Source organism: Dryocola clanedunensis (genome assembly GCF_038405435.1).
Lineage (GTDB): Bacteria > Pseudomonadota > Gammaproteobacteria > Enterobacterales > Enterobacteriaceae > Dryocola > Dryocola clanedunensis_A.
In genome coordinates this window covers 179,535-199,819 of the sequence record NZ_JBBYHZ010000007.1, presented here as the reverse complement: position 1 = coordinate 199,819, position 20,285 = coordinate 179,535, and the positions used below count along the sequence as shown (strand labels likewise).

Sequence of the window (20,285 nt, the reverse complement as noted above, 5' to 3'; positions counted from 1 at the left end):
GTTGCTTAAAAGACGAGCAAGAATACATTTGCCCGTCCAACAACACAACCAGAATATTCAGAAGCTATCTTTCTTTGCCCTTAACCATGCGAATATCTGCTCTGGTTGTTGCAAGTTTGTTTCTGTTTTAATTACTCCTTTTAAATCATTGTCTTCCGTTCTGAGAAAAAGATTAATTTCGCGCTCGATTTGCAGGGTTGTCGGCAATGTAGCTTGGTTTTTTGCGCGTAACTCCTTCACTTTTCGATAATATCGGATTAATACCTGGTCCTCGGGTAAAATACTTAAGGCAAACTTGATGTTTGATTCGGTGTACTCATGAGCACAACAAATTAACGTTTCTGCGGGTAGTTTGTTAAGCTTCTGAAATGATTCATACATCTGCTCTGGCGTGCCTTCAAAAAGCCTTCCGCAGCCGCCTGAAAACATCGTGTCGCCGCAGAAAAGATAAGGAAAACTGAAATAGCACAAATGGCCCAAAGTGTGACCGGGTGTAGCAATAACACTAAATTCATACTCTAAAATATTGACCTTATCTCCCTCACGTACTACCCGGTTCGTTCCCTTATCTTGTGTCTCTTCAGGCCCATACACCACAAGGCCTGGGAAGCTTTGCAGCAGTTCTTTTACGCCGCCAACATGGTCGTGATGATGGTGCGTAAGCAAAATGGCTTCCGGCTGCCAGTTGTTTTTCGCCAGCGCGTTTAACACCGGTGCGGCTTCGCCAGGATCGACGATAATGCATTTACCCGACTCGTTGTTCAGAACCCAGATGTAGTTGTCCTGGAACGCGGGAATACTGTTAAGATTCATAATTCAACCTCTAGGCGACAGAAACAGGAAGGTAGCGATGAAACCGGCAAGGATACCTGAAAATTTCACTTCACCGCATCACTGGGGGCAGTTGCCCTGGGGGGAATACTACCGGGCCGGGCTTGAAAAGCAGCTGCAGCCCTGGCTTGCAAAAATGTTTGGTTTTCACCTACTCAAGATAGGCAATCTCAGCGCGGAAATCGACACCAGCGGCTGCGCTATTTCCCATCAGGTAAACGTTGCCCAACAGGGAGCGCTCCTGCAGGTTAATGCCGATCCGCTGCATTTACCCTTCGCGTCGAAATCTGTGGACGCATGCCTGCTGGCCCACACGCTGCCCTGGTGTCAGGATCCACATGGTTTGCTGCGCGAGGCGGACAGGGTACTGATTGATGACGGCTGGCTAATCATCAGCAGTTTTAACCCCGTCAGCGTGCTGGGCATGGGCAAAGCGATTCCGTTTCTGCGCAAGCGCAGCCCCTACAACAGCCGCATGTTTACGCCAATGCGCCAGTTTGACTGGCTTTCATTACTGAATTTTGAAGTGATGCACCAGCGCGGCTTTCAGGTTCTGCCGTGGCACAAGCAGGGCGGGAAAATGCTAAGCACGCATCTGCCCGCATTAGGCTGTATGCATGTTATTGTGGCGCGTAAGCGAACATTGCCGCTTACGCTAAACCCGATGAAAAACCGTAAAGCTAAGGCGCAGATACGCTCAGCGGTAGGCGCCACAAGGCAGTACAGGACGGCGGCTAAGCCTTCGCATCCGGCAGGTAGCCAACATCCTCAAGAGTTGGATTAGAGGCCGCTTCACGGGCCAGCTCGTCGCAGCGTTCGTTCTCCGGGTGGCCTGCGTGACCTTTGACCCACTCCCAGCTAATGGTATGTTTGCCCAGCGCGGCGTCCAGACGCTGCCATAAATCGACGTTCTTCACCGGCTTTTTATCAGCCGTTTTCCAGCCGCGCTTCTTCCAGTTGTGGATCCACTGGGTGATCCCCTGGCGCACATACTGGCTGTCGGTGCTCAGGACGATATCGCAAGGCTCGATTAACGCCTCCAGCGCCACAATGGCCGCCATCATTTCCATCCGGTTATTGGTGGTTAAGCGATAGCCAACGCTAAAAATCTTTTCATGCTGCTTGTACCGTAAAATAGCACCGTATCCACCCGGTCCCGGGTTGCCGAGGCAGGACCCGTCGGTGAAAATTTCTACCTGTTTCCGCATCTCTGGTAGACTTCCTGTGAGTAAAAATCCAAGTCTGACATAAACGAGCGCTATGAGCACAGCAATTACACGACAGATTGTCCTCGATACAGAAACCACCGGTATGAACCAGATCGGTGCTCACTACGAAGGACATCGCATTATTGAGATTGGTGCGGTGGAGGTGATTAACCGCCGCCTGACCGGCAATAACTTCCACGTTTACCTGAAGCCTGACCGGCTGGTGGACCCGGAAGCGTTTGGCGTGCACGGCATCGCCGACGAGTTCCTCGCGGACAAGCCGACGTTCGATCAGGTCGCGGATTCGTTTCTGGACTACATCCGTGGCGCCGAGCTCGTCATTCATAACGCCTCGTTCGATATCGGCTTTATGGATTACGAATTCAGCAAGCTGAAGCGCGATATCCCGAAAACCGACACCTTCTGCAAAGTCACCGACAGCCTGGCGCTGGCGCGAAAAATGTTCCCCGGCAAGCGCAACAGCCTCGACGCGCTCTGCTCCCGCTATGAAATAGACAACAGTAAACGAACGCTGCACGGCGCACTGCTCGATGCGCAGATCCTCTCCGACGTTTATCTGATGATGACCGGCGGCCAGACGTCGCTGAAGTTTTCCATGGAAGGGGATATCAAGCAGAAAGAGGGTGGCGATGGCATTCAGCGCGTGGTGCGTGGTGCGACAGGTTTACGGGTGATTCAGGCCAGCGATGAAGAAGTAGCGGCCCATGAATCGCGTCTTGATCTGGTGATGAAAAAAGGCGGCAGCTGCCTGTGGCGCGCTGAAAGCTGAGTAAATGACTTAAAAATCAGCATTCAGATTGTTTTTGCGGCAAACGATGCACTTTCTTATAAAAACCGTTGACGCCCGCAGAGCCAGTCCGTAATATCCGCTTCGTTCCCGACGGGGGACAATGCGGAGCGGTAGTTCAGTCGGTTAGAATACCTGCCTGTCACGCAGGGGGTCGCGGGTTCGAGTCCCGTCCGTTCCGCCACAATTCAAAAGGCCTGAATCAGCAATGATTCAGGCCTTTGTCGTTTCTGGCATCTACTCTTTCGACACGGCCACTTCGCCGCTGTAGCTCACCTCATCACTCTCTTTTTCCGCTCGAGCCAGCCAGCGGTAGCAGCCCGCGCTCATAAACGCGCCGATAAACCAGCTGAAGTTTGCTATTTCGTGCAGGGAGGGGATGAAGCTTATCGTCAGACAGATCGCGACGGACGGCACCAGCGCAATAATTGCCTTCGGATTAAACCCGCCTTTATACCAGTAGCGCCCCTGCGGCGTGTCATTAAACAGTTCGTTCACGTACACCTTGCTGCGCTTGATGATGTAGAAATCCGTCAGCAGAATGCCGAACAGCGGCCCGATGAACGACCCGAGCACGTCCAGGGTGTAGTGAATCAGCTCCGGGGACTGGAACAGGTTCCACGGCGTAAGCAGCACGGAGCCAACGGCGGCAATCATTCCGCCGGTACGGAAGCTAATTTTTTGCGGCGAACAGTTAGAGAAATCAAAAGCCGGGGAAACAAAGTTTGCCACGATATTAATGCCGATTGTCGCGGTGATCATGGTCAGCAGGCCAATCGCCATTGCCAGGCTGTTGCCCACGTGGCTGACGGTTTCAATCGGGTCGGTGATCATCCTGCCGAACAGCGACTGCGTGCCGGAGACAATGACCACGGTTACAATCGAGAACAGCAGGAAGTTAAACGGCAGCCCCCAGCGGTTGCCCCGGCGGATCTCCTTCATACTTTTGCCGTAGCGGGAGAAGTCGCCGAAGTTGAGCAGCGGGCCGGAGAAGTAGGAGACAACCAGCGCGGTCGCCGTCAGCATCTGCCAGGCCTGTTCGCCGGAGGTGAGCTGCTTGCTGGCCAGCGTGAAGGAGATGCCATCAAAACCAGTCTGATAAAGGATCCAGCCCGCCAGCGCCATCATTACCACGTAGACCGCAGGTCCGGCGATATCGATAAAGCGTTTGATGGCGTTCATACCGTGCCAGAACACCATCGCCTGCAGCACCCACATAATGCCGAAGCAGATCCAGCCCAGATGCGACAGGCCGAGGAAATGCCCGCTGGTCATCGGTGCCAGCGACGGCCAGAACTTCAGCATCACCAGCATCAGGGCGTTCGCCGCCAGATAAGTTTGAATGCCGTACCAGGCAAAGGCGATAAGCCCGCGGATCACCGCCGGAATATTCGCACCGAACACGCCGAAGGCCTGGCGGCAAATCACGGCATAAGGCACGCCCGCCATCTGGCTGGGTTTTGCTACCAGGTTTGCGCACAGCTGCACGATGCAAATCCCCACCAGCAGGCAAAGCAGCACCTGCCAGCTTGCCAGCCCCAGCGTAAAGAAGCTGGCCGCGACTACATAGCCGCCCATGCTGTGCACGTCGGACATCCAGAAAGAAAAAATATTGTACCAGGACCAGCTCTGATTGCGCGTCGGCGCCAGATCTTCATTACACAGGCGCGGGCTGTAGCCAGCGTTAGGGTTATCGACCAGAGGCGTAGCGTGTTCAACGTTTGGCATGAAATCTGCTCCTTAAAAAACAGATGCTGACGGAATGTCTGCAACTTTCGTTGCATTAACCAGGCCAGGTTTCAGATTTCATGAATTAACGGGCCGTTGAGTGGCGTTTAGCTTCAGGAAAGGGTTGTATTGATGCATTCAATGCATTATCACGGTGCAAACACGTAAACAAATGCCCGACGCTGGTGCTCAGCGGCGGGCGAAAAACGACAAGGATCCAGCATGACGCAACATTTGATTCAGGTGATCAATCCCAATACCAGCGTGGCGATGACCCACACCATCGGCGAAGCGGCGCGCAGCGTGGCTGCACCCACCAGCAGGATTGTGGCCGTCTGTCCGACGCAGGGCGTGGAGTCTATAGAAGGGCATTTCGACGAGGCCATTGCGGCGGTAGGCGTACTGGAGCAAATCAAACTTGGAAAAGCGCAGGGTGCGAGCGGCCACGTCATCGCCTGCTTTGGCGACCCGGGCCTGCTGGCAGCGCGCGAGCTGGCAACCGGCCCCGTTATCGGCATTGCTGAAGCGGCTATGCATACCGCAACTTTGCTTGCGACACGTTTTTCCATTGTCACCACGTTGCCGCGCACGGTGATCATTGCCCGCCATTTATTACGGCAGTACGGCTTCGAACATCACTGCGCCGCGCTGCACGCCATCGATTTACCGGTGCTGGCCTTAGAAGATGGCACGGGTCTTGCTCAACAGAAGGTACGCGAGCGTTGCATCCAGGCCATGCGTGAAGATAACAGCGGGGCCATCGTGCTTGGCTGTGGGGGCATGGCAAACCTGGCGCAGGAGCTGACGGCAGAGCTGGGGATCCCGGTTATCGACGGCGTCACGGCGGCGGTAAAGATGGTGGAATCCCTTATCGCCCTCGGCTTTGGCACCAGCAAACACGGCGACCTCGCGTATCCCAATAAAAAGCCGTTATCAGGCTGTTTTGACATGCTGAGCTGAATTCCGGCTCGGCCCGAGCAAGGATACGAACCATGCAGGCTGTACCGAAAACCTACAACTTTACCGAGAACTACCCGCGCGACATGAAGGGCTACGGCGGGAAACCGCCCCATGCGCAGTGGCCGGGCAAAGCGCGAATCGCTCTGCAGTTTGTCCTTAATTTTGAAGAGGGCGGGGAAAACCACGTTCTGCACGGCGACAGCGGCTCGGAGCAGTTCCTGTCCGATATCATTGGTGCGGCCAGCTTCCCCGATCGCCATATGTCGATGGATTCGCTCTATGAATACGGCTCCCGCGCGGGCTTCTGGCGCATCCACAACGAATTCCAGAAGCGCGGGCTGACGATGACCGTTTTCGGGGTGGCGATGGCGCTGGCGCGTAACCCGGAAATTGTCTCCGCCATTAAAGCGGCCGATTACGATGTGGTCAGCCACGGCTGGCGCTGGATCCACTATCAGAACCTGGACGTCGCCACCGAGCGCCAGCACATGCATCAGGCGATTGAGATACTGGAAGATCTGTTCGGCAAGAAGCCGCTCGGCTGGTATACGGGCCGCGACAGTCCGAACACCCGCAGGCTGGTGGCGGAAAACGGCGGCTTTCTGTATGACAGCGATTATTACGGCGACGATTTACCGTTCTGGAGCAGGGTAAACTGCGAAGACGGCTCGGTGAAACCCCATCTCATCGTGCCCTACACGCTGGACGCCAACGACATGCGCTTCGCCACCGCGCAGGGTTTTAACACCGCCGAACAGTTCTATACCTATCTGAAAGACAGCTTTGACGTGCTGTACGAAGAGGGGGAAACCGCGCCGAAAATGATGTCGGTTGGCATGCACTGCCGCCTGCTGGGCCGCCCCGGACGCTTCCGGGCGCTACAGCGCTTTCTGGACTACGTGCAGCAGTTCGACGACGTGTGGATTTGCCGCCGTCAGGAGATCGCCGAACACTGGGTGAAAACCCACCCTTATTGATCCCCTCTCCCTTGAGGGAGCTTGTAGGGTGGATAAGCGGTAGCGCCATCCACCGCTGGGTCAGGCCATCAGACTGACATGCGCCGCCACGATGCGCCAGCCGTACGGGAACTTCACCCAGGTCTGCATCTGGCGGCCAATTTTCTCGCTGCCGTCGCGGGAGAACTCGGTGCTGGCCACCGCCATATCATCGCCGTAGGTTGTGATAGTGGTGTTATCCAGTAGCCTCTCCAGCCCCTGGGACGGGCGGGCATTGCGGAAAGCCCGGATCTGCTCAATGCCGTATAAATTCTCGGATGCGCCGTAGCGCACGGTGCGGGCATCGTCCCAGAAAAGCTCGTCGAGCACGGCGATATCATTGCTGATCAACGCCTGCTCGTAGCGGTAAAACGCCGCGCGGACTTCGTTGAGGATCGCCGGGCGGTCGATATTGTCACGCATCATTTAATTTACCTTCACGTCCACTATTCCCTGCATTTCGAGCAGTCGTGCGGCCTGCAAACAGACATCCTCGCGCCACGGAGCGGCGATGAGCTGTACGCCAATCGGCAGGCCGCTGGCGGTGCGTAACGGTACGCTGACCACCGGCAATCCCAGAAATGAAATTGGCTGGGCAAGCATTCCCATGCTGGCTTTCACGGGCAGATCTGCGCCGTTGATGCGCATCGTCTGCTGCCCTTTTAGCGTTGCGCAACAGGGTGTGGCGGGGGCGATAAGCACATCGAACTGGTCAAAGAGCGGCAGAGTCTGGTCGCGGAACCAGGCGCGGAAGCGCTGTGCCTGAGTGTACCACGCGGAGGGGGCCATAGCTCCGGCTAACAGACGCTCGCGGGAATTCAGCTCAAAGCGTTGCGGCTCCCGGCGTAAGGCGGGCAGATAGTGGTTTCCTCCTTCGGCAGCGGTCAGCAAAAACGCCGCCGAGCGGGCAAGCTCTGCCTCGGGCAGCGTAATGCTTTCAGACGCCCCGAGGGCACGGGCCACCGTGGCAACGGCGTTTCTGGCAGCATCGTCGCACCAGGTGTCGAAGAAGCCACCGAGCGCCGCGCACCGCAATCTTCCGACGTCATTTAGCTTCGCGGAGATTCTTTCCGCTGGCCGGCCAGACTGAAAATGGTCGCTGCTGTCCGCGCCCTGCAAAATGTCATAAACCAGCGCCAGGTCCTCCACGCTACGCGCCAGCGGGCCGATGTGGTCGAGGCTTGCGACAAACGGCTGGCTGCCGCTGCGCGAAAGCCGCCCGAACGTCGGCTTCAGCCCAAACACGCCGCACAGGGACGCGGGAACGCGAATCGAGCCGTTGGTGTCGGTGCCGAGCGTAAAGCTGACCATGCCAGCCGCGACGGCTGCCGCCGAGCCGCCGGACGAGCCTCCGGCAACCCTGCTGATATCCCGCGGATTGCTGGTCGCGCCGTAATGGCTGTTTTCGGTGGTGAAGCCGTAGGCATAGGCGTCCATATTCAGCGCGCCAGCAAGCGTAGCCCCGGCTTCGTTAAGCCTGCGAACGGCAAAGGCATCTTCTTTGGCGGCGGGATTGGTGCTGAACAGCTCTGCTCCTGCAAGCGTTGTCACACCTTCGATATCGAAAAGATTTTTTACCGCGTAGGGCACTCCCGCAAGCGGCGGCAGAGTTTCGCCTCTCGCACGCAGGCGGTCGATAATTGCAGCTTCGCGCAAAAGACGTTCCTGAGTGACGGCGGTAAAAGCATTGATCGTTGGATTAGCCTGTTCAATCGTTGCCAGCGTTTGCTGCGCCAGCTCGCCTGCGGAAAACTCACCCTTCGCCAGCCCCTGCTGGATCGCTTTAATCGACGGAAAATTCATAGCTTATAGACCCCCGCGACTTCCTGCCGCTGAGGGAGTTCGAAGGCCATCAGCGGGGCCGCCATGCCCGCCATGCGGGCCAGCTGCACCGCCAGCTCTTCGCGACGCTCGTCATCCAGCGGCACCTCAAGTAGCTGTTCCATACAGGCGATGTACGTCGGCCAGTCAATTTCTTGTCTCATCTGCCTCTCCTCAGAATCCGGCGGCGCTGCCGTTGCTGCGTGGATCGTAGGCACCTTCGAGCATGCCGTTGGTGTGGCGCACAATGGCCCCCGCGTGGCCGACGGCCTCGCTGAAGTCGGGCAGGGATTCGACGTCATGCCCCAGCCTGCGCAGCGTTTCGAAGGTTTCCGGGCTGAAGCGCCCCTCCAGCTTCAGGCTGTCGGTGGCCTGGCCCCAGGTTCTGCCCAGCAGCCAGCGCGGGGCGCTCACCGCCTCCTGTAACGGCATTCCCTGAATGACGTGGCGCGTGAAGATAGCCGCCTGGGTTTGCGGCTGGCCGTCGCCGCCCATCGAGCCGTAAACCATGGTGCGTCCATCTGCAAGACGAGCGGCAGCCGGGTTCAGCGTATGGAAAGGCTGTTTGCCGGGGGCGAGTGCCAGGAGATGCTCCGGGTTGAGGCTGAACGCCGCGCCCCGGTTCTGCCACAGCACGCCGCTTTTCGGCAGCACCACGCCGCTGCCAAACTCGTGATAAATGCTCTGGATAAACGACACCGCCAGTCCGCTGTTATCAATCACGCCCATCCAGACCGTGTCGCCGGGGCCTTTACCGGTTCCCCAGGCCGCGGCCTTTTCATCATCGATTTGTGCCGCAAGCTCCGCGAGGGGCTCCGGTTCCAGCAGGCTCTGAATTGAGGTGGTGATATGGCGCGGATCGGTAATGTACCGGTCGCGCAGGGCGAAGGCTTTCTTGGTTGCCTCCACGATGCGGTGGACGGTCTGCGCCTCGTCGGCATCTTTCATCGGCAGATTGTCGGTAATACCCAGAATCGCCAGCGAAACCAGCCCCTGCGTTGGCGGCGTCATATTGAAGATTTCACCGTGCTGATGCTCGAGCCGCAGCGGAACGCGCCTTTTTGCGCGCTGGGCCGCAAGATCCTGATAATTAATCGGCATGCCCAGCTCGCGCAGCTCTTCCGCCATCAGCGCGGCGAGAGGCCCGCGATAAAAACTCTCCAGTCCTTCTACGGTCAGGCGCGTCAGCGTTTCCGCGAGCCTCGGCTGGGTAAAGCGGCTGCCCGCGCGGGGGATCTCACCTCGATGTAAAAACGTCTCCGCGAAGCCGGGGATATCAACCAGCTCGGCATATTTACCGTGGGTGGCGCTGGCCTGCGACTGGGTGACGGGAATGCCGTCGGCGGCGTAGCGAATGGCATCCGCCAGCAGACGTGAAAGCGGCAGCTGGCCACCACCCAACTGGGCAGAAACTTTTAACGCTTCATCCCAGCCGCTCAGGGTGCCCGGCACGGTGATTGCCGACTTTGGCCCCCGGTGGGGAATAGCCTGCTCACCCGCAAAAAAGTCAAAGGTTGCGAGCGTGCCCGCAGCCCCGCTTGCGTCTATGGCAATCGGCTCGCCTTCCGGTGGGACGATAAGCCAGAATCCGTCGCCCCCGATGCCGTTCATATGCGGATATACCACGGCGATAGTTGCGGCGGCGGCGACCATCGCCTCAATGGCATCGCCGCCGTGGCGTAAAACGGACAGCGCGGTTTCGCTGGCAAGATGGTGCGGTGTGACGGCCATGCCGGAGGGAGCCATATTGCTTTGCATCATCGTTATTGTCTCTTTGGACCAAAGTCGGTGCTGTTATCAAGCAAGAGCTGTTCCAGGTTGACGGGGATCGTTTCGCTGTGTCAGGCTCCGGTGAAACAAAAATTCCAGGAGCCATCGTGAAACAGCTAGATGAACGGCTGCGCGCCGCATACGACAAGCTATCCCCGCAGGAGCAGCGCGTGGCGGCGTTTATCGTCGACCATTTCGATGACCTGATTAGCTACAACAGCGCCGAGCTGGCGCGCCTTTCCGGCGTCTCGAAAGCCACGGTCAGCCGCCTGTTCAAACGGCTGGGCTACGACCGCTATAAGGATATGCGCGACGAGCTGCGGACGCTGCGCCAGAGCGGCATGCCGCTGACGGAAAACCGTGACGCGGTGCAGGGCAACACCCTGCTGGCGCGGCATTATAAACAGGAAATGGCCAATTTAACCCAGTGGGTAAACGCCCTGGACGCGCAGCAGTTTGCCGCCGTGGTGAGCGCGCTGGTGAGCGGCCGACGCATTTTTATCATCGGCCTGCGCAACTCGTGGCCGGTGGCAATCCATCTTCGCCAGCAGCTTTTACAAAGCCGCAGCGACGTCTATCTGCTGCCGCAGCCGGGCCAGACGCTGGCGGAAGAGCTGGTGGATCTCAGCGCAGAAGATTGCGTGGTAGTGGTCGCCTTCCGCCGCCGCCCGCGCATCATTAAACCGCTGCTGGCTAACCTGCACGAGCGCGGTATTCCTCTGGTGGTGATGAGCGAAACCCAGGCCTCCGGGCTGGCCCCGCTCTGCCGCTGGCACCTATCCGCCCCGCTGGAAAGCGTCTCCGCCTTTGACAGCTACAGCGGCGCCATGAGCCTGGTGAACCTGCTGGCCAACGCCGTGCTGCACGAAGCGCTATCCACGGGCCGCCAGCGCATCCACCAGATTGCCGATCTTTATAACGAACTGGACGAATTAGAACAGCGCTGACGCACCTCCATGGTGCGTTTGCACATCATCAGTGAACCGTAATGGTTCATTACTGCCGGATTAATCATTCACATCTGGCCGGGTGGAACAGCGCCGCGCTGTCCACCGTCCTTTCTTTAAATCTTTTCTGCCTCATGGCACATTAGTTGCAAAACTATCCGTATAGAATCTTTTGTTTCACGCAGAATAAAAGGAACGCGCATGTTCGCCATTCAGGACTACCCACAGATTAATCCGCCGCACCGCCTGCTGATGGGGCCGGGGCCAATCAATGCCGATCCGCGCGTGCTGCGCGCCATGGCAAGCCAGCTTATCGGCCAGTACGATCCGGTGATGACGGGCTATATGAATGAGGTGATGGCGCTGTATCGCGAGCTGTTCCGCACGCAGAACCGCTGGACCATGCTGGTGGACGGCACGTCCCGGGCTGGCATCGAGGCTATTCTGCTTTCGGCAATCCGTCCCGGCGATAAAGTGCTGGTGCCGGTGTTCGGTCGTTTCGGCCATCTGCTTTGTGAAATTGCCCGCCGCTGCCGCGCCGAAGTGCACACCATTGAAGTGCCGTGGGGCGAAGTTTTCACCGCCGACCAGATTGAAGACGCGATCAAAAAGATAAAACCGCGCCTGCTGCTGACGGTGCAGGGCGACACCTCCACCACCATGTTGCAGCCGCTGGCGGAGCTGGGTGATATCTGCCGCCGCCACGACGTGCTGTTCTACACCGATGCCACGGCCTCCTTCGGCGGCAACGCGCTGGAAACGGACGCCTGGGGCCTGGACGCCGTCTCAGCGGGCTTACAAAAATGCCTCGGCGGCCCGTCCGGCAGCTCGCCGGTTACTATCAGCCCGAAAATGGAAGAGGTTATCCGCCGCCGCAAATGCGTGGAGGAAGGGATCCGCACCGCTGCGCACGAAGATGGCGAAGACGAGATGATCTACTCCAACTATTTCGATCTCGGCATGGTGATGGACTACTGGGGCCCGGAGCGTCTTAACCACCACACCGAAGCGACCAGCATGCTGTTTGCCGCCCGCGAGTGCGCCCGGGTGATCCTCGAAGAAGGGTTGGATCGCGGCATCGCCCGCCATGAGCTGCACGGCAGAGCGATGGTGGCGGGCATTCAGGGGATGGGGCTGGAAACCTTCGGCGACCTGAAACACAAAATGAATAACGTGCTGGGCGTGGTGATCCCCTCCGCCGTACACGGTGAGGAAGTCCGCAAGCTGCTGCTGGAGGATTTCCATATTGAGATCGGCACCTCTTTCGGCCCACTGCAGGGCAAGATCTGGCGCATCGGCACCATGGGCTACAACGCCCGTAAAGACTGCGTGCTGCAAACGCTGACCGCGCTGGAGGCGGTGCTTAACCGGCTCGGTTTCAAAACAACCCAGGGCGCGGCGATGCAGGCGGCGTGGGATATCTACGCGCAGGGGAGCCGCTGATGGTAAAACTTGCCATGACGCCCGCTGCGGCAGAGGCGGCGGCGCAGCGCATCCTACAGCGGGCGGATATGCTGGCCGCGCTTAGCGAAACGCCGGACGGCCTGACGCGCGTCTACCTGTCACCCGAACATCTGCGCGCCAACCATTTGGTCGCCAGCTGGATGGAGCAGGTTGGCATGACCACCTGGCAGGACGCGGTGGGTAACGTCTGCGGCCGCTACGAAGGCGCGAGCGAGGGCGCGCAGGCCGTGCTGCTTGGCTCGCATCTGGACACCGTGCGCAATGCGGGGCGCTATGACGGCATGCTCGGCGTGCTGAGCGCGCTGGAAGTCGTCGCTTATCTTTATCAGAACGCTATCCAGCTGGAGCAGGCGATAGAAATCGTGGGCTTTGGCGATGAAGAAGGCACGCGTTTTGGCATCACGCTGCTGGGCAGTAAAGGGTTGACCGGGACATGGCCGGAAAGCTGGCTGGCCTGCGAAGATGCTGCGGGCATCAGCGTGGCGCAGGCGCTGCTCAACGCGGGGTTCGACCCGTCGCGTATTGCGCACGCAGCCCGCCGCCCGGATGCATTCAGCGCCTATCTGGAACTACACATCGAACAAGGCCCGGTGCTCGAGCGGCACGATCTTGCCCTTGGGGTAGTGAGCGCGATTAACGGCGCGCGGCGGCTGAACTGCCAATTTACCGGTGAGGCTGGTCACGCGGGCACGGTGCCGATGTCGATTCGCAAAGATGCGCTGGCCGGAGCCGCCGAGTGGATGTCCCTCATCGAACGGGCCACGCGTGAGCAGGGGCCGGATCTTGTAGCCACCGTCGGTTCGCTACAGTGCGCGCCTGGGGCGGTCAACGTCATCCCCGGTGAAGTGCATCTGACGCTGGATATCCGCAGCCCGCAGGACGGCAATCTGGACGATTTGCTCCGCCGGTTATTAAGCGAAGGCGAGCAGATCGCTGCCCGCCGTGGGCTGATATTCAGCGCCGAAACTTACTATTCCATTCCGGCCACGCCCTGTGACGAAGAGCTACAGGCGAAGCTCGGGGCCGCCGTCAGCGCCGTGCAGGGCCGCAGCCTCTCGTTGCCGAGCGGGGCGGGACACGACGCTATCGCCATTGCCGAACGCTGGCCGGTGGGCATGCTGTTTGTGCGCTGCGACCGGGGCATCAGTCATCATCCGGCCGAATCGGTCACCCGGGCCGACGTCGCTCAGGCGGTACGGGCATACACCCATGCGGTTATTCAGCAGGCCCAGTCGCCGCTTACAGATTTCAACAACGCAGAGGAGCAGGATGCACAGCGTCTGGTTTCCCCGTGCGTTGCGCTTCCTGAATGGGTGAATGGCGTGGTGGCAGGCAGACCCTATGACTCGTTTAACGAGCTGCTCGATCGTGCGGCCGATCTGGCCGGAGGCTGGGATCGGCAGGATCTTGAGCTGGCTCTTTCTGCCCATCCACGTATTGGGGAAAGAGCGCAGGGTAACGGTAAAGAGGCCACGCTCTCCCGTGGTGAACAATCTGCCGTGGACCCACAAAATACCGTCCTCAGTCTGGCACTTGCCCAGGGCAACGCCGAGTACGAAGCGAAATTCGGGCGGGTATTTCTGATTCGCGCTAAGGGCCGCAGCGGGGAAGAGATCCTTGCCGAGCTCCAGCGTCGCCTGAAAAATTCCCCGCAGCAGGAAGAAGCCGAGGCGCTGGAACAGCTGCGCCAGATTACGTTGCTACGACTTGAAGGAGCTTTCGCCTGATGAGCCAGCTAAGCACCCATGTTCTTGATACCGCGCTGGGCAAACCTGCCGGGGGCGTGGTTATCCGCCTTGAATTTCAGTTTGCAGACGGCTGGGAAATTATCGGTGAGGGGCAGACGGATGCCGACGGGCGTCTGAAAGATTTACTGCCCGTGCCGCTGGAGGCGGGGCGCTACCGCCTGACGGCTGAAATTGGCCAGTACTTTGCGGCAACCTCGCGGGAGACGCTGTATCCCACGGCGCAAATCGATTTTGTGATTCCCGAGGGCGGCGGTCATTACCACCTGCCGTTCCTCATCTCCCCCTGGTCGTGGTCTACCTATCGCGGCAGTTGAACCCACTGAAAACGGAAGGGCAGCATGAAAGAGAACAACAGCGCCTGCGCGCGCCCGGAAGACCAGCGTTACCCCGTCGTCAAAACTTTCACCTGGGGATTGCAGCACGTGCTGACGATGTACGGTGGGATTATTGCCCCGCCGTTAATTATCGGCAGCGCAGCCGGACTCGGCGCCACGGATATTGGCCTGCTGGTCACCGCCGCGCTGTTTATCAGCGGCTTATCAACATTGTTGCAGTCCCTCGGCGTGCCGTTTTTTGGTTCGCGGCTGCCGCTGGTGCAGGGCGTGTCGTTTGCCGGCGTGGCGACAATGGTCGCGATTGTCACCGGCGGCGGCGGGCTGCCGGTCGTTTTCGGGGCGGTCATCGCTTCTTCAGTCCTGGGTTTGCTGATCACACCATTCTTTGCGCAGATCATCCGCTTCTTTCCGCCGGTGGTGACCGGCTGCGTGATCGCGGTGATCGGCCTTTCGCTGATGCCGGTGGCGGCGCGCTGGGCGATGGGGGGCAATATGAAAGCCGCAGACTGGGGCGCTCCGTCAAATATTGGCCTCGCGGCGCTGACGCTTGGCACGATCCTTCTTCTTAACCGGATCGGACGGGGGAGCATTACGCGAATTGCGGTGCTGGCGGCCATGATGGTGGGCACGCTGGCGGCGGTAGCAACCGGCAAAGCAGATTTCAGCGGCGTGCTCGAAGGCAGCTGGGTGGCGATGCCGACGATGTTTGCCTTCGGCACGCCCGTCTTCGACGGCGCGGCGATCCTGTCGATGTTCCTGATTGTGCTGGTGCTGCTGACGGAAACCACCGCCGGACTGATGGCGGTGGGCGAGATCGTCGGCACGGACGTTAACGGACGACGTATTGCTAACGGCCTGCGTGCGGACATGCTGACCAGCGCCATCGCGCCGGTATTTAACTCCTTCCCGCAAAGCGCCTTTGCCCAGAACATCGGGCTGGTGGCAATAACCGGCATCAAAAGCCGCTTTGTGGTGAGCGCTGGTGGAGCGATCCTGGTCGTGCTGGGTCTGCTGCCGGTGCTGGGGCGGGTCATTGCCTGCATTCCGATGCCGGTACTCGGCGGCGCGGGCGTCGTGCTGTTCGGCTCGGTGGCGGCAAGCGGCATCCGCACGCTGGCGAAGGTGGACTACAAAGAGAATATGAATCTGGTGGTGGTGGCAACCGCGCTGGCCTTCGGCATGATCCCGATAGTCATGCCGACCTTTTACGATCGGTTCCCCGACTGGGTGCGTACGCTGCTGCATTCCGGCATCAGCGCGACCTGCCTGGTGGCTTTTGTTCTGAATATTGTGTTTAACACGCGTTTTATGACGTTCAGAAAACGCGTTCAGGATGGGGTGTAAGATTTATGGTGGATGACGCTGGCGCTTATCCACCCTACAAACTGGCTTACTAAGGAGAGGGTTATCACCGATCCAGTTCCCTCTCCCCTTTGGGGAGAGGGTTAGGGTGAGGGGAAACAGACTATAAGCTAAACGGATCCGCATCCTGCCAGGCCGGGAATTTCTCGCGGTACTCCTGCAGGGCTATCAGCGAGAGATCCGCATCCAGACGCGTTGCCTGGTGGGCGTCGGCGCTCGCCAGAATCTCACCCTGGGGATTGATAATTTTGCTGTCGCCACGGTAGTGGTGGCCGTTGCCATCCGTGCCTACGCGGTTACAGCCTGCCACGTACGCCTGGTTTTCAATAGCCCGCGCAATCAGCAGGCTTTGCCAGTGCAGCGAGCGTGGGGCAGGCCAGTTAGCGACGTACAGCGCCAGATCGTAATCGTTGCGGTTGCGCGACCAGACCGGGAAGCGCAGGTCGTAGCAGACCATCGGCAGAATACGCCAGCCGCGCCACTCGACAATCACCCGCTCTTCCCCCGCCTGGTAGTGATGGTGTTCATCGGCCATGCGGAACAGGTGGCGCTTGTCGTAGAAATGCACCTTGCCATCCGGCTGGACAAGCAGAAAACGGTTTACCGGACCGCGCTCGGTTTGCAGCGCGGCGCTGCCCGCGATCATCGCCTGCGTCTGCTGGGCTTTGAACTGCATCCAGTCGATCACCTCTTCTTCCGCCAGCGACTGTTTTGCCGCCTCCATCGCAAAACCGGTGGTAAACATCTCGGGCAGAATAATCAGGTCGCGGCCGTGGATGCCGTCGAGCAGCACGTCGAAATGGCGCAGGTTAGCGGCGCCGTCCATCCAGACCAGCGGCTGTTGTAGCAGGGTAATTTTCAGGCCAGACACAATCGTGATCCCATCAGAGTCAGTATCTCTTCACTGTAGCATGGGAAATGCGGGTTTTTGTTAATGGCAGAGAAAGGATGTCAGGTTTTGTAGGGGGGATAAGCGTCAGCGCCATCCACCATTGACGATCTTTTAGCAATAAAAAACCCCGACTGGCGGGGTTTTTGCACTTCAGACAATTTATGCCGCTTCAATCTTGCGGTGTTTCTCCGGCAGCTTTACCGGCTTAGTCGCCAGCTCCTCCGGTTCGAACTCATCTACGTTGATGCTGCGCAGGCGGCTGGTTTCGGCGGTGGTGAGGATCGCCGCTTCTTCCGCGTTGATTTTGCCCTCTGCCAGCCACTGTTTCGCCTGTTCGTCCAGGCGGGTGAACGGCAGATTGTGACTAATTTCTTTGCACACGCGCAGATGGATTGGCTCGGCGGCCATCACATCAAGCAGCGCCTGCTCCAGCAGACCGGCCGGGTTATGTTCGCTCGGCGTCAGATACTGGCCGCGACCGATGCGGGAGCGCGTTGCTGAAGGCACCTGCATGATTTTCGCCAGCTGGTGGTCAAGCTTGTCGGACGGCGCATTGTAACGGCGGCCCAGCGGGAAGATAACCAGGCGCATTGCCCCGGCGATAAAGCCGTTCGGGAAGTTGCGCAGCAGATCGTCAATCGCCTGCTCTGCCTGGAACAGCGCATCCTGCACGCCCCAGTGAACCAGCGGCAGATCCGCCTCGTTGCGGCCTTCATCTTCGTAACGTTTGAGCACCGCCGAGGCCAGATAGAGCTGGCTCAGTACGTCACCCAGACGAGCGGAGATGCGCTCCCGACGCTTCAGGCTGCCGCCCAGCACCGCCATGGAGACGTCTGACAGCAGCGCAAGGTTGGCGCTCAGGCGGTTCAGATGCTGATAGTAGCGTTTGGTGGCGTCACGGGTTGGCGTGGCGCTGGTTAAGCCGTTGGTCAGGCCCAGCCACAGGCTGCGCATCTTGTTGCTGCCAACGTGGCCGATGTGTCTGAACAACAGCTTGTCGAAGGCGTTAACGTCGTTGGTCTGCGCCGCCGCCATCTCTTCGAGCACGTACGGATGGCAGCGAATCGCTCCCTGGCCGAAGATAATCATGCTGCGGGTGAGAATGTTTGCGCCTTCTACCGTAATGGCGATAGGTGCGCCCTGGTAGGCACGAGCCACAAAGTTGGAGTCACCCAGCATGATGCCTTTCCCGCCGAGGATATCCATCGCGTCGAGAATGGAACGCTGACCGCGGTGGGTACAGTGATACTTCACGATTGCGGAGAGCACCGCAGGTTTTTCACCCAGCACGATACCGTAGGTAATGAGTGACGCAGCCGCGTCCATGACGTAAGTGTTACCCGCAATACGCGCCAGCGGCTCTTCAATGCCTTCCATCTTACCGATAGAGATCCTGAACTGGCGGCGGATGTGGGCGTAGGCGCCAGTTGCCATCGCTACAGATTTCAGGCCGCCGGTCGCGTTAGACGGCAGGGTGATGCCGCGTCCCACGGACAGACACTCAACCAGCATGCGCCAGCCCTGGCCGGCCATTTTCGGGCCGCCGATGATGTAATCGATCGGCACGAAAATATCTTTGCCGCGCGTCGGGCCGTTCTGGAACGGCACGTTGAGCGGGAAGTGACGTCTGCCGATCTCAACGCCCGGCGTATGGGTTGGGATCAGCGCGCAGGTAATGCCTGGCTCTTCGTCGTCGCCCAGCAGGTGGTCCGGGTCGGACAGCTTAAAGGCCAGCCCCAGAACGGTGGCGATAGGCGCCAGCGTAATGTAGCGCTTGTTCCACGTCAGGCGCATGCCCAGCACCTGCTGACCCTGCCACTCGCCCATGCAGACGACGCCGGTATCAGGGATAGCACCCGCATCGGAACCCGCTTCCGGGCTGGTCAGCGCGAAGCAGGGGATCTCCTGGCCGCGTGCCAGACGTGGCAGGTAATGATCTTTTTGCTCTTCGGTACCGTAATGCTGGAGCAGCTCGCCCGGGCCTAAAGAGTTAGGCACGCCAACGGTGATCGCAAGGATCCCCGATACGCCGGATAGTTTTTGCAGCACGCGGGCCTGGGCGTAAGCCGAGAACTCCAGCCCGCCGTACTCTTTTTTGATGATCATCGCAAAGAAGCGATGCTCTTTCAGATACGCCCACAGCTCCGGCGGCAGATCGGCCAGCTCGTGGGTGATCTGGAAGTCGCTTGCCATGCGGCAGGCTTCTTCAACCGGGCCGTCGATAAACGCCTGCTCTTCGGCCGTCAGCTTAGGCTGCGGGTAATTATGCAGCTTTTCCCAGTCCGGCTTACCGCGGAACAGATCGCCTTCCCACCAGGTGGTGCCCGCGTCGATCGCTTCTTTTTCAGTGCGGGACATCGGCGGCATCACTTTACGGAAACCCTTGAACACCGGGGCAGAAATCAGCGATTTGCGCAGCGGGGTAAAGACCAGCGGGATCAGAATAATGGCCAGCGGCACCAGTACCCAGAAGGACCAGATACCGGCAAAACCAAGGGCCGCCGTCCACGCGAGGAGGAGGGCGCTGCTCAGCAGCAGATTGACCTGGTGATAAAACAGCACACCGAGGAGAACAACGGTTGCAACAACACTCAAAATCAACATAACGAAAGCTCCCTTGCTTGTAGGAGGTCTGACCACTTGTGATGTATTGGTTTTAGTGTATGGCTGATTTTTTAGCAATGTGTTTACAAAATAATTACAACCTTGCTCACATTGTTGCCGCACGGAAATCCAAAAGCAGGAGGTTATGGCGCTTCTCGCGCTATCCGGTAAACTGCAGGGGTTTACTCAATCAATAAATACTGAAGGACATCCTCATGTACCAGGATCTTATTCGTAACGAATTGAATGAAGCCGCCGAAACGCTGGCTAACTTCCTGAAAGATGACGCCAATATTCACGCCGTACAGCGCGCTGCGGTACTGCTGGCGGACAGCTTTAAGGCCGGTGGTAAAGTGCTTTCCTGCGGTAACGGCGGCTCCCACTGCGACGCAATGCACTTCGCGGAAGAGCTGACTGGCCGCTATCGTGAAAACCGTCCGGGCTACCCGGCGATCGCGATTTCCGACGTCAGCCACATCTCCTGCGTGAGCAACGACTTCGGTTATGACTACATCTTCTCCCGCTATATCGAGGCGGTTGGCCGTGAGGGCGACGTGCTGCTGGGAATTTCTACCTCCGGCAACTCCGCAAACGTCATCAAGGCGATTGAAGCGGCGCGTGAGAAAGGCATGAAGGTGATTACGCTGACCGGCAAAGACGGCGGCAAAATGGCGGGCACGGCGGATATCGAAATTCGCGTCCCGCACTTTGGCTACGCGGACCGCATTCAGGAAATTCACATCAAAGTGATCCACATCCTGATCCAGCTGATCGAAAAAGAGATGGTTAAGGCTTAAGGCGTTGACGCTTCG

At 58.7% G+C, this 20,285-nt stretch carries 19 protein-coding genes, 1 tRNA gene and 1 pseudogene; 12 read left to right on the top strand and 9 right to left on the bottom strand.

The window, feature by feature from the left end; all coding sequences use genetic code 11:
* Window positions 1-57: 57 nt before the first annotated feature.
* Window positions 58-813, bottom strand: coding sequence for a hydroxyacylglutathione hydrolase (gene gloB, locus AAE045_RS16435; RefSeq protein ID WP_455548639.1), 756 nt, complete (start codon window positions 811-813; stop codon window positions 58-60).
* A 37-nt stretch (window positions 814-850) separates the two neighbouring features.
* On the opposite strand from gloB, the gene AAE045_RS16430 reads away from it, so the two are divergent.
* Window positions 851-1,615, top strand: a complete 765-nt coding sequence (locus AAE045_RS16430) for a class I SAM-dependent methyltransferase (RefSeq protein WP_455548638.1) — start codon at window positions 851-853, stop codon at window positions 1,613-1,615.
* On the opposite strand, the gene rnhA is transcribed toward AAE045_RS16430, so the two are convergent.
* Window positions 1,566-2,039: a ribonuclease HI gene (rnhA, locus tag AAE045_RS16425; RefSeq protein ID WP_237391107.1), complete on the bottom strand. Its 474-nt coding sequence runs from the start codon at window positions 2,037-2,039 to the stop codon at window positions 1,566-1,568. The genes AAE045_RS16430 and rnhA overlap by 50 nt on opposite strands.
* Window positions 2,040-2,091: 52 nt before the next feature.
* Here rnhA and dnaQ point away from each other — a divergent pair, with 52 nt between their 5' ends.
* Together dnaQ and AAE045_RS16415 are read left to right on the top strand one after the other, a co-directional pair.
* Complete coding sequence (gene dnaQ / locus AAE045_RS16420; protein WP_455548637.1) at window positions 2,092-2,829, top strand: DNA polymerase III subunit epsilon; 738 nt, start codon at window positions 2,092-2,094, stop codon at window positions 2,827-2,829.
* A gap of 125 nt (window positions 2,830-2,954) precedes the next feature.
* Window positions 2,955-3,031: transfer RNA gene (locus AAE045_RS16415), tRNA-Asp, on the top strand.
* Window positions 3,032-3,084: 53 nt separating this feature from the next.
* On the opposite strand, the gene AAE045_RS16410 is transcribed toward AAE045_RS16415, so the two are convergent.
* Window positions 3,085-4,575: an NCS1 family nucleobase:cation symporter-1 gene (locus AAE045_RS16410; RefSeq protein ID WP_455548636.1), complete on the bottom strand. Its 1,491-nt coding sequence runs from the start codon at window positions 4,573-4,575 to the stop codon at window positions 3,085-3,087.
* Between the two features lie 222 nt (window positions 4,576-4,797).
* Here AAE045_RS16410 and AAE045_RS16405 point away from each other — a divergent pair, with 222 nt between their 5' ends.
* Window positions 4,798-5,535 (top strand): aspartate/glutamate racemase family protein, encoded by a 738-nt coding sequence (locus tag AAE045_RS16405; protein ID WP_455548635.1) that lies wholly within the window; start codon window positions 4,798-4,800, stop codon window positions 5,533-5,535.
* A gap of 32 nt (window positions 5,536-5,567) precedes the next feature.
* On the top strand, window positions 5,568-6,512 hold the full coding sequence (gene puuE, locus AAE045_RS16400; RefSeq protein WP_455548634.1) for an allantoinase PuuE: 945 nt from the start codon (window positions 5,568-5,570) through the stop codon (window positions 6,510-6,512).
* A 60-nt stretch (window positions 6,513-6,572) separates the two neighbouring features.
* Here puuE and hpxZ read toward each other — a convergent pair whose 3' ends face one another.
* Genes hpxZ through AAE045_RS16380 form a run of 4 tightly spaced genes read right to left on the bottom strand, consistent with a single transcriptional unit; the run spans window position 6,573 to window position 10,112 of the window.
* On the bottom strand, window positions 6,573-6,956 hold the full coding sequence (gene hpxZ / locus AAE045_RS16395) for an oxalurate catabolism protein HpxZ (RefSeq protein ID WP_202302366.1): 384 nt from the start codon (window positions 6,954-6,956) through the stop codon (window positions 6,573-6,575).
* Entirely contained in the window at window positions 6,957-8,333 is a 1,377-nt protein-coding gene (locus AAE045_RS16390) for an AtzE family amidohydrolase (RefSeq protein ID WP_455548633.1), read from the bottom strand. It lies immediately after the preceding gene.
* A complete protein-coding gene (gene hpxX / locus AAE045_RS16385) occupies window positions 8,330-8,515 on the bottom strand; it encodes an oxalurate catabolism protein HpxX (RefSeq protein ID WP_455548632.1) in 186 nt (61 codons plus the stop codon). The genes AAE045_RS16390 and hpxX overlap by 4 nt, the downstream gene beginning before the upstream one ends.
* Window positions 8,516-8,525: 10 nt before the next feature.
* Window positions 8,526-10,112 carry a gamma-glutamyltransferase family protein gene (locus AAE045_RS16380; RefSeq protein WP_455548631.1) on the bottom strand — a complete coding sequence of 529 codons (1,587 nt, stop codon included), beginning with the start codon at window positions 10,110-10,112 and terminating at the stop codon, window positions 8,526-8,528.
* 116 nt (window positions 10,113-10,228) lie between these two features.
* On the opposite strand from AAE045_RS16380, the gene AAE045_RS16375 reads away from it, so the two are divergent.
* From AAE045_RS16375 to AAE045_RS16350, 6 genes and pseudogenes are all read left to right on the top strand, one after another.
* On the top strand, window positions 10,229-11,068 hold the full coding sequence (locus AAE045_RS16375; RefSeq protein ID WP_455548630.1) for a MurR/RpiR family transcriptional regulator: 840 nt from the start codon (window positions 10,229-10,231) through the stop codon (window positions 11,066-11,068).
* A 201-nt stretch (window positions 11,069-11,269) separates the two neighbouring features.
* Window positions 11,270-12,511 carry a pyridoxal-phosphate-dependent aminotransferase family protein gene (locus AAE045_RS16370; RefSeq protein WP_455548629.1) on the top strand — a complete coding sequence of 414 codons (1,242 nt, stop codon included), beginning with the start codon at window positions 11,270-11,272 and terminating at the stop codon, window positions 12,509-12,511.
* Window positions 12,511-13,767: pseudogene (hpxK, locus tag AAE045_RS16365) on the top strand (allantoate amidohydrolase); the annotation flags it as partial. The gene AAE045_RS16370 and the pseudogene hpxK, both read left to right, overlap by 1 nt.
* Window positions 13,750-14,259 carry a 2-oxo-4-hydroxy-4-carboxy-5-ureidoimidazoline decarboxylase gene (gene uraD, locus AAE045_RS16360; protein WP_455548653.1) on the top strand — a complete coding sequence of 170 codons (510 nt, stop codon included), beginning with the start codon at window positions 13,750-13,752 and terminating at the stop codon, window positions 14,257-14,259. The pseudogene hpxK and the gene uraD, both read left to right, overlap by 18 nt.
* Window positions 14,259-14,594 (top strand): hydroxyisourate hydrolase, encoded by a 336-nt coding sequence (uraH, locus tag AAE045_RS16355; protein WP_455548628.1) that lies wholly within the window; start codon window positions 14,259-14,261, stop codon window positions 14,592-14,594. Before uraD ends, uraH begins: the two co-directional genes overlap by 1 nt.
* Before the next feature lie 24 nt (window positions 14,595-14,618).
* Window positions 14,619-15,959 carry a nucleobase:cation symporter-2 family protein gene (locus tag AAE045_RS16350; protein ID WP_455548627.1) on the top strand — a complete coding sequence of 447 codons (1,341 nt, stop codon included), beginning with the start codon at window positions 14,619-14,621 and terminating at the stop codon, window positions 15,957-15,959.
* A gap of 121 nt (window positions 15,960-16,080) precedes the next feature.
* On the opposite strand, the gene AAE045_RS16345 is transcribed toward AAE045_RS16350, so the two are convergent.
* Both AAE045_RS16345 and fadE read right to left on the bottom strand, forming a co-directional pair.
* Window positions 16,081-16,848 carry an amidohydrolase gene (locus AAE045_RS16345; RefSeq protein ID WP_455548626.1) on the bottom strand — a complete coding sequence of 256 codons (768 nt, stop codon included), beginning with the start codon at window positions 16,846-16,848 and terminating at the stop codon, window positions 16,081-16,083.
* A 180-nt stretch (window positions 16,849-17,028) separates the two neighbouring features.
* The gene (fadE, locus tag AAE045_RS16340) at window positions 17,029-19,473 is read right to left on the bottom strand and encodes an acyl-CoA dehydrogenase FadE (protein ID WP_455548625.1); all 2,445 of its coding nucleotides are present in this window, start codon (window positions 19,471-19,473) and stop codon (window positions 17,029-17,031) included.
* Between the two features lie 215 nt (window positions 19,474-19,688).
* On the opposite strand from fadE, the gene lpcA reads away from it, so the two are divergent.
* Window positions 19,689-20,270, top strand: a complete 582-nt coding sequence (gene lpcA / locus AAE045_RS16335) for a D-sedoheptulose 7-phosphate isomerase (RefSeq protein WP_455427106.1) — start codon at window positions 19,689-19,691, stop codon at window positions 20,268-20,270.
* Window positions 20,271-20,285 lie beyond the last annotated feature (15 nt).

What these genes read in the sequence shown, in the direction of transcription:
- gloB (WP_455548639.1), bottom strand. Translation starts at nt 813, where the DNA reads ATGAATCTTAACAGTATTCCCGCGTTCCAGGACAACTACATCTGGGTT.
- AAE045_RS16430 (WP_455548638.1), top strand. Translation starts at nt 851, where the DNA reads ATGAAACCGGCAAGGATACCTGAAAATTTCACTTCACCGCATCACTGG.
- rnhA (WP_237391107.1), bottom strand. Translation starts at nt 2,039, where the DNA reads ATGCGGAAACAGGTAGAAATTTTCACCGACGGGTCCTGCCTCGGCAAC.
- dnaQ (WP_455548637.1), top strand. Translation starts at nt 2,092, where the DNA reads ATGAGCACAGCAATTACACGACAGATTGTCCTCGATACAGAAACCACC.
- AAE045_RS16410 (WP_455548636.1), bottom strand. Translation starts at nt 4,575, where the DNA reads ATGCCAAACGTTGAACACGCTACGCCTCTGGTCGATAACCCTAACGCT.
- AAE045_RS16405 (WP_455548635.1), top strand. Translation starts at nt 4,798, where the DNA reads ATGACGCAACATTTGATTCAGGTGATCAATCCCAATACCAGCGTGGCG.
- puuE (WP_455548634.1), top strand. Translation starts at nt 5,568, where the DNA reads ATGCAGGCTGTACCGAAAACCTACAACTTTACCGAGAACTACCCGCGC.
- hpxZ (WP_202302366.1), bottom strand. Translation starts at nt 6,956, where the DNA reads ATGATGCGTGACAATATCGACCGCCCGGCGATCCTCAACGAAGTCCGC.
- AAE045_RS16390 (WP_455548633.1), bottom strand. Translation starts at nt 8,333, where the DNA reads ATGAATTTTCCGTCGATTAAAGCGATCCAGCAGGGGCTGGCGAAGGGT.
- hpxX (WP_455548632.1), bottom strand. Translation starts at nt 8,515, where the DNA reads ATGAGACAAGAAATTGACTGGCCGACGTACATCGCCTGTATGGAACAG.
- AAE045_RS16380 (WP_455548631.1), bottom strand. Translation starts at nt 10,112, where the DNA reads ATGATGCAAAGCAATATGGCTCCCTCCGGCATGGCCGTCACACCGCAC.
- AAE045_RS16370 (WP_455548629.1), top strand. Translation starts at nt 11,270, where the DNA reads ATGTTCGCCATTCAGGACTACCCACAGATTAATCCGCCGCACCGCCTG.
- uraH (WP_455548628.1), top strand. Translation starts at nt 14,259, where the DNA reads ATGAGCCAGCTAAGCACCCATGTTCTTGATACCGCGCTGGGCAAACCT.
- AAE045_RS16350 (WP_455548627.1), top strand. Translation starts at nt 14,619, where the DNA reads ATGAAAGAGAACAACAGCGCCTGCGCGCGCCCGGAAGACCAGCGTTAC.
- fadE (WP_455548625.1), bottom strand. Translation starts at nt 19,473, where the DNA reads ATGTTGATTTTGAGTGTTGTTGCAACCGTTGTTCTCCTCGGTGTGCTG.
- lpcA (WP_455427106.1), top strand. Translation starts at nt 19,689, where the DNA reads ATGTACCAGGATCTTATTCGTAACGAATTGAATGAAGCCGCCGAAACG.